This window comes from Curtobacterium sp. MCSS17_006, assembly GCF_003234215.1.
In the GTDB taxonomy this organism is placed as follows: Bacteria; Actinomycetota; Actinomycetes; order Actinomycetales; family Microbacteriaceae; genus Curtobacterium; species Curtobacterium flaccumfaciens.
Genome location: NZ_QKSO01000013.1, coordinates 103,749 through 117,128, shown reverse-complemented (window position 1 = coordinate 117,128; position 13,380 = coordinate 103,749). Strand labels below are relative to the sequence as shown.

Sequence of the window (13,380 nt, the reverse complement as noted above, 5' to 3'; positions counted from 1 at the left end):
CGACGGCTCGCAGGGTCAGGCGCCGGGGGCGGGCAGCCGGACCGGCAGGAACGCCGTCAGGTCGGCGCGCGAGCCCGAGGCGCTGACGCGTGACTGCGCGACCGCCTCGGACCAGGTCAGCTCGCCGGACGCGAGTGCCAGCCACGTGGTGGCGTCGGTCTCGACCACGTTCGGCGGTGTGCCACGGGTGTGCCGGGGTCCGGGCACGGCCTGGACGGCCGCGAACGGCGGCACCCGCACCTCGACGCTGTTGCCCGGGACCTCGTCCGCCAGGCACTGCAACGTCCACCGAACCGCGGTCGCGACGGCCGGTCGCGCCGTCTCCCCACGACGCACCGCGGCGAGTGCCGCGCGCCCGTCGGCGTCCTCGATCCTCCTGGGTGGCATCTCCACAGGCTAGCCCTCGCATCGCGGGCGGCGAGTCGGGCTGGGTAGGGTGATCGGGTGCGAATCCTCGTCCTCGGTTCCGGTGCCCGCGAGCACGCGATCATCACGGCCCTCCTCGCGGAGCATGCGGGTCACGTCATCACGGCAGCGCCCGGCAACGCCGGCATCGCCGCCGACGTCGAGACCGTCTCCCTCGACCCCACCAACGGTGCACTCGTCGCGGAGTACGCGATCGAGAACGACGTCGAGCTCGTCGTCGTGGGCCCAGAGGCCCCGCTCATCGCCGGCGTGGCCGACCCGGTGCGCACCCGCGGCATCCCGGTGTTCGGGCCGGGCAAGGCCGCCGCGCAGCTCGAGGGCTCGAAGGCGTTCGCCAAGCGGATCATGGGCGAGGCCGGTGTGCCCACCGGGCGTCCGGTCTACGCCGGCACGGCGGACGAAGCCGTCGCCGCGATCGACGAGCTCGGGGCGCCGTACGTGGTCAAGGCCGACGGGCTCGCAGCCGGCAAGGGCGTGCTCGTGACCGACGACCGCCAGGCCGCGATCGACCACGCCACCTACTGGCTCCAGCACGGACACGTCGTGGTCGAGGAGTTCCTCGACGGCGAAGAGGTCTCGTTGTTCTTCCTGAGCGACGGGCACGACGTCCGCGCGCTCAGCCCCGCGCAGGACTACAAGCGTCTGGCCGACGGCGACCTCGGACCGAACACGGGCGGCATGGGCGCCTACTCGCCGCTGCCGTGGCTCGCCGACCGCTGGCCGTCCGAGCAGGCCTTCGTCGACGAGGTCACCGAGCTCGTCGCGCTGCCGACCGTCCGACGCCTCGAGCACGAGGGCACGCCGTTCGTCGGGCTCCTGTACTGCGGCCTCATCGTCACCGAGCAGGGCGTCCGCGTGATCGAGTTCAACGCGCGCTTCGGTGACCCGGAGACGCAGGTCGTGCTCCCCCGCCTGGCCACACCGCTCAGCGAACTCCTGCTGGCCGCCGCCACCGGGCAGCTCGGTGCCGTACCCGCACCCGTGTTCCGCGACGAGGTCGCCGTGACCGTCGTCCTGGCGAGCGAGGGCTACCCGGAGAACCCGCAGACCGGCCGACCGATCACCGGCATCGACGACGCGAACGCCCGCGACGGCGTCTCGGTCGCGCACGCCGCAACCGGCGTCCTCGACGACACGCTCGTCGCCACGGGTGGCCGGGTGCTCAGCGTCGTCGCGACCGGGTCGGACTTCGCCCAGGCCCGCGAGCGCGCCTACGCCGGGCTCGGCGACATCACGCTCGAGGGCGCGCAGTTCCGCACCGACATCGCCGCGAAAGTCGCGAAGTGAGCGCCCCCGCGCCGATCGCCGGCTGGCGGCACGTCTCGTCCGGCAAGGTCCGCGAGCTCTACGTGCCCGAGGGCACCGCCGACCTGGCCAGTGCGTCCGAGCTGCTGCTCGTCGCCTCGGACCGGGTCAGCGCGTACGACTTCGCGCTCGAGCCGCCGATCCCGGGCAAGGGCGAGCTGCTGACGCGCCTGTCGCGGTTCTGGTTCACCCAGCTGAGCGACGTCCCGAACCACATCATCGGCCCGTCCTCCGGTGGCACCCCGGTGCCCGCCGAGGTCGAGGCACGGTCCATGCACGTCATGCCGCTCACGATGTTCCCCGTCGAGTGCGTCGTGCGCGGGTACCTGGTCGGCAGCGGCTGGGCCGAGTACCAGGAGACCGGCAGCGTGTGCGGCGTCGCGCTCCCCGCGGGGCTGTCCAACGGTGACCGCCTGCCGGAACCGATCTACACGCCGGCGTACAAGGCGGCCCAGGGCGAGCACGACGAGAACATCTCGTACGAGCGGACCGTCGACCTGGTCGGTGCCGAGACCGCGGCCACCCTGCGCGAGCTCTCGCTGCACGTCTACACCGAGGCCGCGGCCATCGCCCTCGAGCGGGACGTCGTCATCGCCGACACCAAGTTCGAGTTCGGGCAGGACGCCACCGGCCGGATCCGCATCGCCGACGAGGTCCTGACGAGCGACTCCAGCCGCTACTGGGACGCCCGCTCCGCCGACCGCACCGACTCGTTCGACAAGCAGATCGTGCGGGACTGGCTCAGCGCGCACTGGGACCGCCAGGGCACGCCGCCGGTGCTCCCGGACGAGATCGTCGAGCGCACGGCTGCGCGCTACGCCGAGCTGATCGAGCGCCTCGGCGCCTGACGCCGCGTCCGGCCGGCGCGTGGTGTGGCGTGGCCCGGACGGTCACGACACCCCGCTCAGCTCCGTCGGACGGTCACGAACCGTCGCCCGAGGCCCCGCCAACCGACAGTTCGCGACCACTCGGCACCCCACGCACGACACGTCGCGACCCCTCGCCGCGTGACGCCCGGTGCCGCCCGAACGGTCACGACACCCCGCTCACGTCCGTCGGGCGGTCACGAACCGTCGGCCGAGGCCCCGCCAACCGACGGTTCGTGACCACTCGGCGGCCCACGCACGACACGTCGCGACCACTCGACCGGCGACGATCCGCCGCGCGACCGCCGACGAGCCAGCCGACAGTTCTCGACCGCTCAGGCCTCGAGAGCGCCGACGGCCTCGCGCGCCACCACGACGACGGTCAGGTCATCGCCCGGGTCGTGCTCGACGACACGCGCGCGCACCCGCTGCAGGAACGTCTCGACGTCCGGGGACTCCCGGTACAGCGATCCGAGCTCCGAGAGCGCCGCGAGCGTGGAGTCCCAGAGCTCGAGCGCACCGTCCGTCACGACGATGAGCACGTCACCGGGCCGGAGCACGAGCGACCCGGCGGCGCGGGGCATCCCTGCGGGGTGCAGCCCGATCGGCAGGTCCGACGACCGCAGGATCCGCTCGGCACCGTCGTCGCGGAGCTGCAGCACGAGCCCGTGGCCGGCGTCGGCGAAGTCGAGTCGCCCGGTGGACGGGGTCAGCCGGCCGTGGAACATCGTCGCGAAGGACTCGGCACGGCTGAGCTCGGGGGCGACCTGCGCCTCGAGTTCGGCGACGGCGGTGCCCGGGTCCTGGTCGCCACGGGCGAGCAGGCCTCCGCGGATGTTCGCGGCGAGGAGCCCGGCGGACATCCCCTTGCCCATGACGTCGGACACGGTCAGGTGGATCGAGTCCTCGCCGGAGCGGTGCCAGTCGTGGAAGTCACCGGAGACGAGTCCGTGCGGGATCGACATCCCCGTGATCCGGTACCCGGGAACCTGTACCTCGGTCGGCTGCAGGCCGTTGAGCACGGTGCGCAGGCGGTCCTCGTCGGCTCCGGCGAGCAGTTCGCGCTCTGCCCAGATGCCGAGTTCCTGCAGCAGTTCGAGCTCGTCGGCGTCGAGGGTGCGCGGCTCGGGGTCGATCAGGCAGAGGGTGCCGATCTTCAGGTCGTCGTCGCCGGCACGGAGCCCGACACCGGCGTAGAACCGGACGTTGGGGTCGCCGAGCACCATCGGCAAGTCCGCGTACCGGGCGTCCTCGCGGGCATCCGGGACGACCACGGGCCCCTGCTCGCCCAGGGTCCGTCCGCAGAAGGTGTCCTGCAGCGGGATGACCGGCCCGAAGGCGTCGTCGCTCTGCTGCGACTTGATCGTCAGGGTGGTCTCGCCGGCCAGGTTGAGGAAGGAGCCGGAGACCCCGAGGGCCTCGCGCGCGATGCGGGTGATCCGTTCGAACCGTTCCTCGACGCCACCGTCGACCACGTCGAGCGCCGCGATCAGGGCCGCTCGCCGGACGGCATCGGCCCCGGTCGGCGCGGGCACGGACATCGCGGTTTCCGGCTGCATGCTCCCACGGTAACGCGCTGAACGGACAGGGCCTGGCCCCAGTCCGGAGGGCGCAGATCGTCGGGCGCGTCGGCGTACCCTGGTCGTCGTGCTCCGAGTCGTCCCCGCAACCGTCCTCGGCGTGGCCGCGCTCCTGGCCCTCGCCGGCTGTGGCGCCCACGACTCCACCGGCCAGGTGTCGGTCACGGTGTCGTCGAACGCCGCCGACCACCCCTACGAGGTCAAGGTGTTCGCCTCGACCGGCAAGCTCTCCGAGCACCAGCGGGTGTTCCCGGGCGGCACGGCCGACTTCGCGGGCGTTCCCCTCGGCAAGGTCACGGTCCGCGGCGGCGACCTCTGCCCGCAGACGACCAAGGTGTCCGACGGCACGGTCGCGACGGTGACCCTCACCACGACCGGCTGCTGACCCAGCCCGCCACCGCGACCGGCTGCTGACCCCGCCCGCCACCCCGACCGGCCGCTGACCCCGTCACCCCGACGACGGGCTGCCGACCCCCTCCGCGACCAGGTGCTCCACCCGCGGCTCACCCGCGACCTCGCGCACCGCCTGCAGGGTCCGCGCGTCGTCCCCGGTCTGCCGGACCTCGTGCTGGTCGACGTGCTCCTGCCACGACCCCACCCGGAACGCCTCGACCCAGGCGTCCGGCCCGGTCGCGGCGTCCCGGTAGAGGTTCCAGTCACGGGCACCGGTCCGCCGACGACTCCGCCCGAGCCGTTCGGCGCGCGCCCGGAACTCGTCGACCGCGTCCGCAGGGACCGTCCAGTGCAGCAGCACCAGGGTCTCCCCCGTCGCCGCGCCGTGGTCGTCCGCCACGAACACCTCGTCCCCGAACGGCATCGGCGTCACGGCGCGCTGCCGGTCGGTGAGCACCGGGAACCCGGACACGAGCAGCACTGCGGCGCTGAGCGCGGTGAGGACTCCGGCCCCGGCGAGCACGCCCGTCACCCCGAGCGGCGTGGCGACCGCGCCGGCGAGCGCCGCACCGATCGCGGTGCAGCCGAACAGCACGAGCTGGTAGGCGGCGAGCCCGCGGGTCCGCACCCAGGCGGGCAGGAACGCCTGCACGGTGCCGTTCAGCGTCGTCACCACGGCGATCCAGGCCACCCCGCCGACCAGCAGCGCGACGAGGACGACCGCCAGCACGGGGACGAGCGCGACGACGGTGGTGCAGACACCGAACACCACCGAGGCGATGCCGACCGTGCGGCCGATGCCGAGCCGCGCACGGACCGCCGGCATCAGGAACGCCCCGCCGACGGATCCGATGCCGACGGCGGCGAGCAGCAGTCCGTACCCGCCGGAGGACAGGCCGAGCGAGCCGTCGGCGACGAGCGGCAGGAGTGCCCACAGCGCGTTCGCGGGCACCATGAAGACGGCGAGCTGCACGAGCAGCCGGCGGACGACCGCCGCGTGCAGGACGTACCGCAGCCCGGCGCGGGTGGCGTCGATGAACGGTTCGGCCCGCGTCTCGGGGCGCTGGTAGCCGCGCCAGGCGACGAGCACCACCAGGAAGAGCGCGAACGACAGCGCGTTGGCGGCGAACACGAACGGCACGCCGAGCTGCGCGATCACCACCCCGGCGAGCGCCGGTCCGATCGCCCGGGCGACGTTGACGCCGACGGAGCTGAGCGCCGCGGCGTCGGTGATCGCGGCGCGCGGCACGATCTCGGGCACGAGCGCCTGGTAGGCGGGCAGCTGGAGCGCCGAGGCGGTCCCGAGCAGGAACGTGACGGTGAGCAGGAGCGCCGGGGTCATGTCGCCGGTCGCCGTGAGCACGGTCATCACGACGCCGACGACCACCTGGAACGCCTGCACCCCGATGAGCAGCCGCCGCCGGTCGACGAACTCGCCGATCACCCCTGCGGGGATCCCGACGAGCAGCACCGGCAGGCTCGACGCGGTCTGCACGAGGGCGACGACGACGGGTGCGGCGTGCTCGTCGACGAGCAGCCACTGCGCGCCGACGGTCTGCATCCAGCTGCCGATGTTGCTCACCAGCACCGCGATCCACAGGGCGCGGAAGACCGGGATCGCGAGCGGCGCCAGGGCGCCGCCGCGGGGTGTGGGGGTGGTGCGTTCCGTGGTCACGTCGCCTCCTGGGGTGGGACGGGGACATCCTGGAGGCGCGGTGTGCGTCGGGCGCACGCCGCGCCCCCAGGGATGGTCGGGTCAGGCGGCGGCGTCGGTCGCGCTGGTCGCGGCGACGGCGCGCTCGATGACGTCGGCGACGTCCTTCGGGTGGGTCTGCATGACGAGGTGCGGGGCGGCGATCTCGGTCACGTCGGTGATGCCGGCGCGGGAGTAGCCGAAGCGCTCGACCTCGGGGTTGATGGTGTGGTCGTCGGACGAGACGATCGCCCACGCGGGGGTGGTCTTCCACGCGGCGGCGGACGCCGGCTCGCCGAAGGCCGCGCCGGAGAGCGGGCGCTGCGAGACGGCGAGCACCTCGGCGACGCGCGGGTCGACCCCGGCGGCGAAGACCTGCGGAAACGCGTCGATCGCGACGGAGACGTCGGTGCCGTCCTCGGCGCCGGCGACCGGGTACGGCGTGTACACGAGGTTCGCGGCGAGGTCCGAGTCGGGGAACCCGCCCTGCAGCTGTCCGAGGCTCTCGCCGACCTCGAGCACGTAGCCGGAGACGTAGACGAGTCCGACGACGTTCTCGGCCTCGCCGGCGACGGTGATCACGGCGCCGCCGTACGAGTGCCCGGCGAGGACGACCGGCCCGTCGACGTGCTCGGCGACCGCGCGGATCGAGGCGGCGTCCTCGGCGAGGCTCCGGTTGTAGACCGGCGGGACGAGGACGGTGTGGCCGCGGTCGAGCAGCTCGCGGGTGACGGGTGCCCAGCTGGCGGAGTCGGCGAACGCGCCGTGGACGAGGACGATGGTGGGTGCAGCCATTGCGGGTCTCCTTCGTGACGAACGTCTGGGGTGGTGCGGGGACCGGCGAGCCCCGGCGTCGTCACGCTAGGGCTGGGGGTGCTGCGTCGTCGTGTCCCTGTCGTTGCCCGTCACCCCCGCTGGCAGCGCGTGCCGGCGGCTCCGGGTGCGGCGCACGGTGCCCTCCGACGGTCGGACACACCGTCCCGGGGTCCCCCTGCGGGGCGGAGGCTCCGCGACGGGGTCCCCGCCGGGGCCCCCTTCTCCCCCCTGCTCCACGGCCCGGCCGGTTAGCGTGATCGCATGGAACACGAGGACGGCACGACGACGACGTCGGCCCAGGACTTCGTGGACGCGCTCGCCGAACCGGTCGTGGTCTTCGACCGCCACCTGGACGTCGTGGCGGCGAACCGGCTCGCCGGTGCCCTGTCCGCGTCCCTCACCGTCGGCACGAACCTGGCGCGGTTCACCTTCCTGAACCCCTGGGTCGAGGACTCGGTGGACGGCTGGGAGGCCGAGGCGCACCGCACCGCTGCGATGCTCCGGGACTCGCTGGACGAGCACGACGCCGACGACCGGTTCCAGGAGCTCCTGGGCGAGCTGATGGCCCGGAGCACGACGTTCGCGACCGAGTGGGCCGGCGGAGCGGTCCGGCCGACCCGCCGCGGGGAGTCGGCGTTCGAGAACCCGCTGGTGGGCCGGATCGACCTGCGGTGGGAGCAACTGCGTCGACTGGAGGACCCCGAGCACGTGCTCGTGGTGTGGACGGCGGCGGACGACGAGTCCGCCGCACGGCTCACGACGCTCCGGGGGCTGCTCGACGAGGGCGAGACGACCGGCTGATCGGCGAGCGCGGCCACCGTGACGACCGCTCGGCTACCCCACCGCGGTCTCGCCCGCGACCGGTTCCCGGCGCGCGGTGCCCTGCTGCACCTGCGCGGCGAGGTACGCGACGGCCGCGGCTGCCGGCGTACCGGGGTCGGCCCAGAAGGTCACGAGGACGTGCGAGCTGCCCGGGATCGCGAGGTTCTGCCAGCGGAACTCGACCCACCCGATCGGGTCGATCCAGTGCCGCGAGACCCCGGTGCGCTGCACGGCGACGTCGTGCCGCGCCCAGATGCGGGCGAACTCCGGGTCCTGCAGGGTCAGGGTGCCGACGATCTCCTGCAGCCGGGGGTCCTCGGGTTCGGCGTGCAGCCGGAGCGCGGCGACGACCCGGTGCGCGGTGCGGACCCATTCGGCGGCGTGCTGCCGGGACGCCTCGGAGAACATCTGCAGGACGAGGTTCGCGCCCGGCTCCATGTAGCCGGGGCCGAGGGCGCTCGCCAGGGCGTTGGACAGGATGATGTCCTGGTTGCGGTCCATCACGAACGCCGGGGTGTGCGACCACTGCGCCAGGAGCGACCGGACCGAGTCGTCGAGCCCCGGCGGCACGACCCCCTCCGGGCGGCGGCGTTCGGCGTGTGCGAGGCGGCGCAGGTAGTCGACCGCCTCGTGGTCGAGCCGCAGGGCCCGGCCGAGCGCCACGAGCACCTGGTCGGACGGCTGGTGATCGCGGCCGCGTTCGAGCCGCAGGTAGTACTCGGGGCTGATGCCCGCGAGCCGCGCAACCTCTTCACGGCGCAGGCCGTCCACTCGTCGTCCGGGCTCGCGGGTGAGGCCGACGTCCTCGGGCTGGACGAGTGCCCGACGGGCGCGGAGGTACTGCCCCAGTTCGGACCGTCGCGCATCCACGCGAGCAGGATAGCCGGAATCCGCAAAGAACGCGAGAACTACCGTTCTCCGGGTGTGCCGCTCCGCGCGATGGTCTGGTGCGGCTGCTCCCCGAACCGTTCCCGGTAGTAGGCCGCGAACCGCCCGAGGTGGGTGAACCGCCACCGCCGCGCGACCTCGCTGACGAGCAGCGCGCGGGAACCCGGCCGCCCCAGCTCCAGGTGCACCCGGTCGAGCCGGACCTCGCGCAGGTACTGCATGGGGGTGACGCCGAGTCGACGGCGGAACAGGTCCTGCAAGCCGCGCTCGCTCAGGTCGCAGGCTGCCGCGACGTCCGCCACGGTCAGTGTCCGGTCGGCGTGGTCGTGCACGAAGCCGATCGCACGCCGCATCCGGTCCGCGACGTCCGATCGCGACCGGGCGAAGGTCGACAGGACGACGGTCGCGATCCGCCGGTTCAGTGCCGCACGGTCGGCGGCGGGCAGGGCCGGGTCGAGGATGCGCCCGGAGGCCTCGCGCAGCAGTGCCCGCAGCGGCTCGAGTGCGGGATCGGCCGCGTCCGGCTGCCCGAACACCGAGGACTCCCCCGTGTCGCCGAGCAGCGACGGCGACAGGTGCAGGAGCGTCGTGGCGGTCGCGTCGGTCTCGAACCCGTACGCGACGGACGCCGAGAGCATCATCGGCCGCTCGGCGCCGACCTCCCAGTGCTCGCCGTCGTCGGCGGTCAGGCTGGCCCGGCCGTCGGCGAGCCAGAACACGACGTGGTCGGGGCGCGGACCGATCGTCCCCGACCGCTTGCCCGGTGTCGCGATCCGGTGGATCGACAGATCGTCGTCCCCGCCGGTCTCGTAGCCGAAGCCCTCGTCGTCCGCGGTCACGGCGTCGGGACCCGGTCCCACTCGTCGCCGTACCGGGACAGCACCGACCACCGCGAGACGGGCCACGTGGTCACGAAGGCGCGCCCCACGACGTCGTCGACCGGCACGGTGCCGTGCACGCGCGAGTCGGCGGAGTCGTAGCGGTTGTCGCCCATCACCCAGATGCGCCCCTTCGGCACGGTGATCTCGAAGTCCTTCCCGGCGACACGGTCCGACCCGCGTTCGAGCACGACGTAGGGCTCGTCCACCGCGTGCCCGTTCACCGACAGGCGACCCCGGGCGTCGCAGCACGACACCGTGTCACCCGGCAGGCCGATGACCCGCTTGATCAGGTCGTCGCCCTGGCCCATGCCGAGCCAGCCGCCCGGGTCCTGGAACACCACGACGTCACCGCGCTGCAGTGGGACGACCCCGGGCACGAGCTCGTTGACGAGCACCCGGTCCCCGACGAGCAGCGTGTTCTGCATCGAGGCCGAGGGGATGTAGAAGGAACGGACCAGGTACGCCTTCACCAGGAAGGACGCCAACAGCGCCACGACGACGATGATGACGAGGTCGCGCAGGAACCGCAGGCCGCCGCGCTTCGGCTCGTCCTCGGCCGCTGGCTCCGAGTGGGGTCCGGCGTGTGCGTGCGTGTCACTCAATGCGTCAGCACCACCTTGACGACACCGATCACGAACGCCACCGCGGCCAGCACGATGCCGCCCCACAACCCGAGGAACGTGGGCTGCTTCCCACTGAACCGCTGCATGAACACGCCCACCAGCCCGATGCGCACGACCAGGATCACCGTCGCCGCGACCTGTGCCCACTCCGCCGGCAGCCACCCGATCCAGGCAGCCGCGTAGAGGACCGCCGGGATCATGCCGGAGGTCGCGATCGGGTTGGCGTTCCGGACGATCGTCGCGACCGAGTCGCGGCGCGCAGCGCGGTCCGCAGCGGACTCCTCGCCGTCGTCGCCGAGCCCGTGCGCGACCAGGTGCGCGAGCACGTGCGCCAGGTAGGTCAGCACCGCGGTCGCCAGGACGGTCGCCACCGCGGCACCGTGGTGGATCTGCTCCGGGTTCACCGCGATCGCGACGGCGAGCACCGTGATGTTGCCGTAGATGTACGACGACATCCGGTCGCGGACGTGCTCGAGCGGCAGGTCGCGGGGGTCCGGGCGACCGCCGCGGGGTCCGCGCCCCGGTCGGGAGGGCCGTCGTGTGCGTGGCATCCGTCCATCTTGGCCCCCGCGGTCGGCCGTCCGCCGACAGGACACCGGGTGCGATGGTCACACGGGTGGCCGGTTCCGGCAGACTGGGTGCCGATCGGTGCGACGGAGCGCCGGACAGGAGGCACGCATGACGTCCGCACGACCCCTCGCCCTGGTGACCGGGGTGGGCCGCAGAGCCGGCATCGGCGCAGCGCTCGCCACCTGGCTGGCGACCGACGGCTGGGACCTCGCCATCTCGTGGTGGGGCCCCTACGACGACCGCGTGAGCGGCGGGGCGGACCCGGACGGGGTCGAGTCGGTGGTGCAGGAGTGCGAGGCGGCGGGAGCACGGGTGACGCGCCTCCCGGTCGACCTGGAGGACCCGGAGCAGGCGGCCGCCCTCGTAGGCCGTGCCGAGGCGGAAGCCGGCGCCCCGGTCACCGCCCTCGTCATGTCGCACTGCGAGTCCGTCGACTCCGACTTCCGCACCACGACCGTCGAGTCGTGGGACCGCCACTTCGCCGTGAACGCCCGCGCACCGTTCCTGCTCGTGCAGGCCTACGCGGCCGGGCTCGAGCTCGCCGGGGACGCCGCACCGCGCGACCGACGCCGGATCGTCGCCCTGACGAGCGACCACATCGCGTACAACCTGCCGTACGGGGCGTCGAAGGGCGCGCTCGACCGGATCGTGTTCGGCGCCGCGAAGGAGCTCGGCAGCCTCGGTGTCAGCGCCAACGTGGTGAACCCGGGCCCGAACGACACCGGCTGGATGTCCGACGAGGTCAAGGGCTGGGCCGTCGAGGGCACCCCGCTCGGCCGGCTCGGACGCCCGTCGGACACCGCCGCGCTCGTCGGGTTCCTCTGCTCGGAGCAGGGCGCCTGGGTGAACGGGCAGCTGCTGAAGTCGGACGGCGGGATCTCGAACAGCGCCTGATGCACCCATCTGGTTGACGCGTCATCGAATTGGTTGACGCGTCAACCAATCGGGCGCACACTAGGTGCATGCAAACGCACGAACTGCTCGCCGCCGACACCGGGATGGGCGCCGTCACGCTCCGCGTCGCCGACCTCGACGCGATGATCCGGTACTACCGCGACGGCGTGCGGCTGTCGCTGCTCTCCCACGACGGCGGCGTCGCCGTGCTCGGCCGGGGCAGCACGCCGATCGTGGTCCTCGAGCACGCCCCCGCGATGCGGCACGCCGGACCCCGCGAGGCCGGGCTGTTCCACACCGCGATCCTGTTCGACACCCGTGCCGACCTGGCCGCCGCGCTGTACTCGGTCGCCACGCAGTACCCGGCGGGCTTCACCGGCAGCGCCGACCACCTGGTGAGCAACGCGTTCTACTTCACCGACCCCGAGGGCAACGGCGTCGAGCTGTACTGGGACCGCGACCGCACCGAGTGGTCGTGGACGCACGGCATGGTCGACATGGACACGAAGTACGTCGACCCGAACGCGTTCCTGCAGTCCCACCTGACGCAGGACGCCCTGGACACCGCCGCGGCACGCCCGGGCAAGGTCGGCCACGTGCACCTGTCCGTCGGCGACGTCGACGCCGCGCGCTCCTTCTACGTCGACACCCTCGGCTTCGAGACCACCGCCGGTTTCGGCGAGGCACTGTTCGTCAGCGCCGGCGGGTACCACCACCACATGGCCATGAACACGTGGAACTCCCGCGGCGCCGGGCGTCGACAGCTCGCACTGGGCCTGGGGCTCGTGCGCATCGAGGTCCCCGCGGCCGACGACCTCGGCGCCCTGACCGAACGCATGCGGCACGGCGGCGTCGAGCTCGCCGACGACGGCCGGACAGTCGCGTTCGACGACCCCTGGGCGAACCGCATCGAGGTGACCACGCCCGGTCGCGGCTGACGCGTCGCGGCACTTCGCGCTGACCGACACCCCACGCGCGCCCGGACCCGCGAGGTGTCGCCCAGCGCGAAACCTCCCCACACCGGCCGCCGGACGTGCAGGATGGACCCGTGACTGACGACATCCGGTGGGAGGTGGTCGAGGAGAGCACGCTGTCGCTCCCCGACCACGAAGCGATCGCAGCGCTGCTCGGGCAGGCCTTCCCCGACTGGTCGCACTGGTACGTGGGCGGCCGGAGCTGGTCCGGCATGCAGCCGGAACGCCGGGTGCTCGCGCACGACGCCGACGGGGTCGTCCTGGCCGACGTCGGCATCCGCCGCATGTACATCTCCGTCGGCGGCGAAGACGTCCTGGTCGGCGACACCGGCCTGGTCGCCGTGTCGCCCCGACTGCAGGGCACCGGCGTCGGCCGCGAGCTGATGACCCGGACCGCGGCGGTCCTCGAGGGACTCCGCGTCCCCTTCGGCTTCCTCGGCGCCGGCGAGGACCGGATCCCCTTCTACGCGAAGCTCGGCTGGCACGAGTTCCCCGAGGCCGTCGGCACCTTCTCGGCGTTCACCGCCGAGGGCGCGGGCGTCAGCAACACCGAGCAGGGCGGCTGGATGGCACTGCCGGTGGCAGCGCAGCTCGAGGACTGGCCCGCCGGCCCGATCTGGCTGAACGGCCAGCAGGTCTAGACGCAACG

15 protein-coding genes are annotated in these 13,380 nt (G+C 73.1%); 7 read left to right on the top strand and 8 right to left on the bottom strand.

Annotation, left to right across the window (positions count from 1 at the left end):
• Window positions 1–15: 15 nt before the first annotated feature.
• A complete protein-coding gene (locus DEJ21_RS13330; RefSeq protein ID WP_111224905.1) occupies window positions 16–387 on the bottom strand; it encodes a sterol carrier family protein in 372 nt (123 codons plus the stop codon).
• Window positions 388–444: 57 nt separating this feature from the next.
• Between DEJ21_RS13330 and purD the strand changes: the two genes are divergently transcribed.
• Both purD and DEJ21_RS13320 read left to right on the top strand, forming a co-directional pair.
• On the top strand, window positions 445–1,713 hold the full coding sequence (gene purD / locus DEJ21_RS13325; protein WP_110864321.1) for a phosphoribosylamine--glycine ligase: 1,269 nt from the start codon (window positions 445–447) through the stop codon (window positions 1,711–1,713).
• Window positions 1,710–2,579 (top strand): phosphoribosylaminoimidazolesuccinocarboxamide synthase, encoded by an 870-nt coding sequence (locus DEJ21_RS13320; protein ID WP_111224894.1) that lies wholly within the window; start codon window positions 1,710–1,712, stop codon window positions 2,577–2,579. Before purD ends, DEJ21_RS13320 begins: the two co-directional genes overlap by 4 nt.
• A 353-nt stretch (window positions 2,580–2,932) precedes the next feature.
• Here the strand turns inward: DEJ21_RS13320 and DEJ21_RS13315 are convergent, their stop codons facing one another.
• On the bottom strand, window positions 2,933–4,156 hold the full coding sequence (locus DEJ21_RS13315; RefSeq protein WP_111224893.1) for a PP2C family protein-serine/threonine phosphatase: 1,224 nt from the start codon (window positions 4,154–4,156) through the stop codon (window positions 2,933–2,935).
• Window positions 4,157–4,244: 88 nt separating this feature from the next.
• On the opposite strand from DEJ21_RS13315, the gene DEJ21_RS13310 reads away from it, so the two are divergent.
• Complete coding sequence (locus DEJ21_RS13310) at window positions 4,245–4,562, top strand: hypothetical protein (RefSeq protein WP_111024229.1); 318 nt, start codon at window positions 4,245–4,247, stop codon at window positions 4,560–4,562.
• 63 nt (window positions 4,563–4,625) lie between these two features.
• On the opposite strand, the gene DEJ21_RS13305 is transcribed toward DEJ21_RS13310, so the two are convergent.
• Both DEJ21_RS13305 and DEJ21_RS13300 read right to left on the bottom strand, forming a co-directional pair.
• Window positions 4,626–6,245, bottom strand: coding sequence for an MFS transporter (locus tag DEJ21_RS13305; RefSeq protein WP_181435888.1), 1,620 nt, complete (start codon window positions 6,243–6,245; stop codon window positions 4,626–4,628).
• A gap of 81 nt (window positions 6,246–6,326) precedes the next feature.
• Complete coding sequence (locus DEJ21_RS13300; protein WP_111224891.1) at window positions 6,327–7,058, bottom strand: alpha/beta fold hydrolase; 732 nt, start codon at window positions 7,056–7,058, stop codon at window positions 6,327–6,329.
• A 282-nt stretch (window positions 7,059–7,340) separates the two neighbouring features.
• Here DEJ21_RS13300 and DEJ21_RS13295 point away from each other — a divergent pair, with 282 nt between their 5' ends.
• Entirely contained in the window at window positions 7,341–7,880 is a 540-nt protein-coding gene (locus tag DEJ21_RS13295) for a hypothetical protein (protein WP_111224890.1), read from the top strand.
• 33 nt (window positions 7,881–7,913) lie between these two features.
• Here DEJ21_RS13295 and DEJ21_RS13290 read toward each other — a convergent pair whose 3' ends face one another.
• Genes DEJ21_RS13290 through DEJ21_RS13275 form a run of 4 tightly spaced genes read right to left on the bottom strand, consistent with a single transcriptional unit; the run spans window position 7,914 to window position 10,844 of the window.
• Window positions 7,914–8,771, bottom strand: coding sequence for a helix-turn-helix domain-containing protein (locus DEJ21_RS13290; protein WP_111224889.1), 858 nt, complete (start codon window positions 8,769–8,771; stop codon window positions 7,914–7,916).
• Between the two features lie 38 nt (window positions 8,772–8,809).
• Window positions 8,810–9,628 (bottom strand): helix-turn-helix transcriptional regulator, encoded by an 819-nt coding sequence (locus tag DEJ21_RS13285; RefSeq protein WP_146247776.1) that lies wholly within the window; start codon window positions 9,626–9,628, stop codon window positions 8,810–8,812.
• Window positions 9,625–10,272, bottom strand: a complete 648-nt coding sequence (gene lepB, locus DEJ21_RS13280) for a signal peptidase I (protein ID WP_111224887.1) — start codon at window positions 10,270–10,272, stop codon at window positions 9,625–9,627. The genes DEJ21_RS13285 and lepB overlap by 4 nt, the downstream gene beginning before the upstream one ends.
• Window positions 10,269–10,844: a hypothetical protein gene (locus tag DEJ21_RS13275; RefSeq protein WP_146247775.1), complete on the bottom strand. Its 576-nt coding sequence runs from the start codon at window positions 10,842–10,844 to the stop codon at window positions 10,269–10,271. Before DEJ21_RS13275 ends, lepB begins: the two co-directional genes overlap by 4 nt.
• A 127-nt stretch (window positions 10,845–10,971) precedes the next feature.
• Between DEJ21_RS13275 and DEJ21_RS13270 the strand changes: the two genes are divergently transcribed.
• The 3 genes from DEJ21_RS13270 (at window position 10,972) to DEJ21_RS13260 (ending at window position 13,372) form a co-directional block, all read left to right on the top strand.
• On the top strand, window positions 10,972–11,757 hold the full coding sequence (locus tag DEJ21_RS13270; protein ID WP_111224885.1) for an SDR family oxidoreductase: 786 nt from the start codon (window positions 10,972–10,974) through the stop codon (window positions 11,755–11,757).
• A 68-nt stretch (window positions 11,758–11,825) separates the two neighbouring features.
• Window positions 11,826–12,695 carry a VOC family protein gene (locus DEJ21_RS13265; RefSeq protein WP_071405849.1) on the top strand — a complete coding sequence of 290 codons (870 nt, stop codon included), beginning with the start codon at window positions 11,826–11,828 and terminating at the stop codon, window positions 12,693–12,695.
• Window positions 12,696–12,805: 110 nt separating this feature from the next.
• Window positions 12,806–13,372 (top strand): GNAT family N-acetyltransferase, encoded by a 567-nt coding sequence (locus DEJ21_RS13260; protein WP_181435887.1) that lies wholly within the window; start codon window positions 12,806–12,808, stop codon window positions 13,370–13,372.
• Window positions 13,373–13,380: the final 8 nt, after the last annotated feature.

Coding starts and splice junctions, on each gene's coding strand:
- DEJ21_RS13330 (WP_111224905.1), bottom strand. CDS start 387: ATGCCACCCAGGAGGATCGAGGACGCCGACGGGCGCGCGGCACTCGCC.
- DEJ21_RS13315 (WP_111224893.1), bottom strand. CDS start 4,156: ATGCAGCCGGAAACCGCGATGTCCGTGCCCGCGCCGACCGGGGCCGAT.
- DEJ21_RS13300 (WP_111224891.1), bottom strand. CDS start 7,058: ATGGCTGCACCCACCATCGTCCTCGTCCACGGCGCGTTCGCCGACTCC.
- DEJ21_RS13295 (WP_111224890.1), top strand. CDS start 7,341: ATGGAACACGAGGACGGCACGACGACGACGTCGGCCCAGGACTTCGTG.
- DEJ21_RS13275 (WP_146247775.1), bottom strand. CDS start 10,844: ATGCCACGCACACGACGGCCCTCCCGACCGGGGCGCGGACCCCGCGGC.
- DEJ21_RS13270 (WP_111224885.1), top strand. CDS start 10,972: ATGACGTCCGCACGACCCCTCGCCCTGGTGACCGGGGTGGGCCGCAGA.
- DEJ21_RS13265 (WP_071405849.1), top strand. CDS start 11,826: ATGCAAACGCACGAACTGCTCGCCGCCGACACCGGGATGGGCGCCGTC.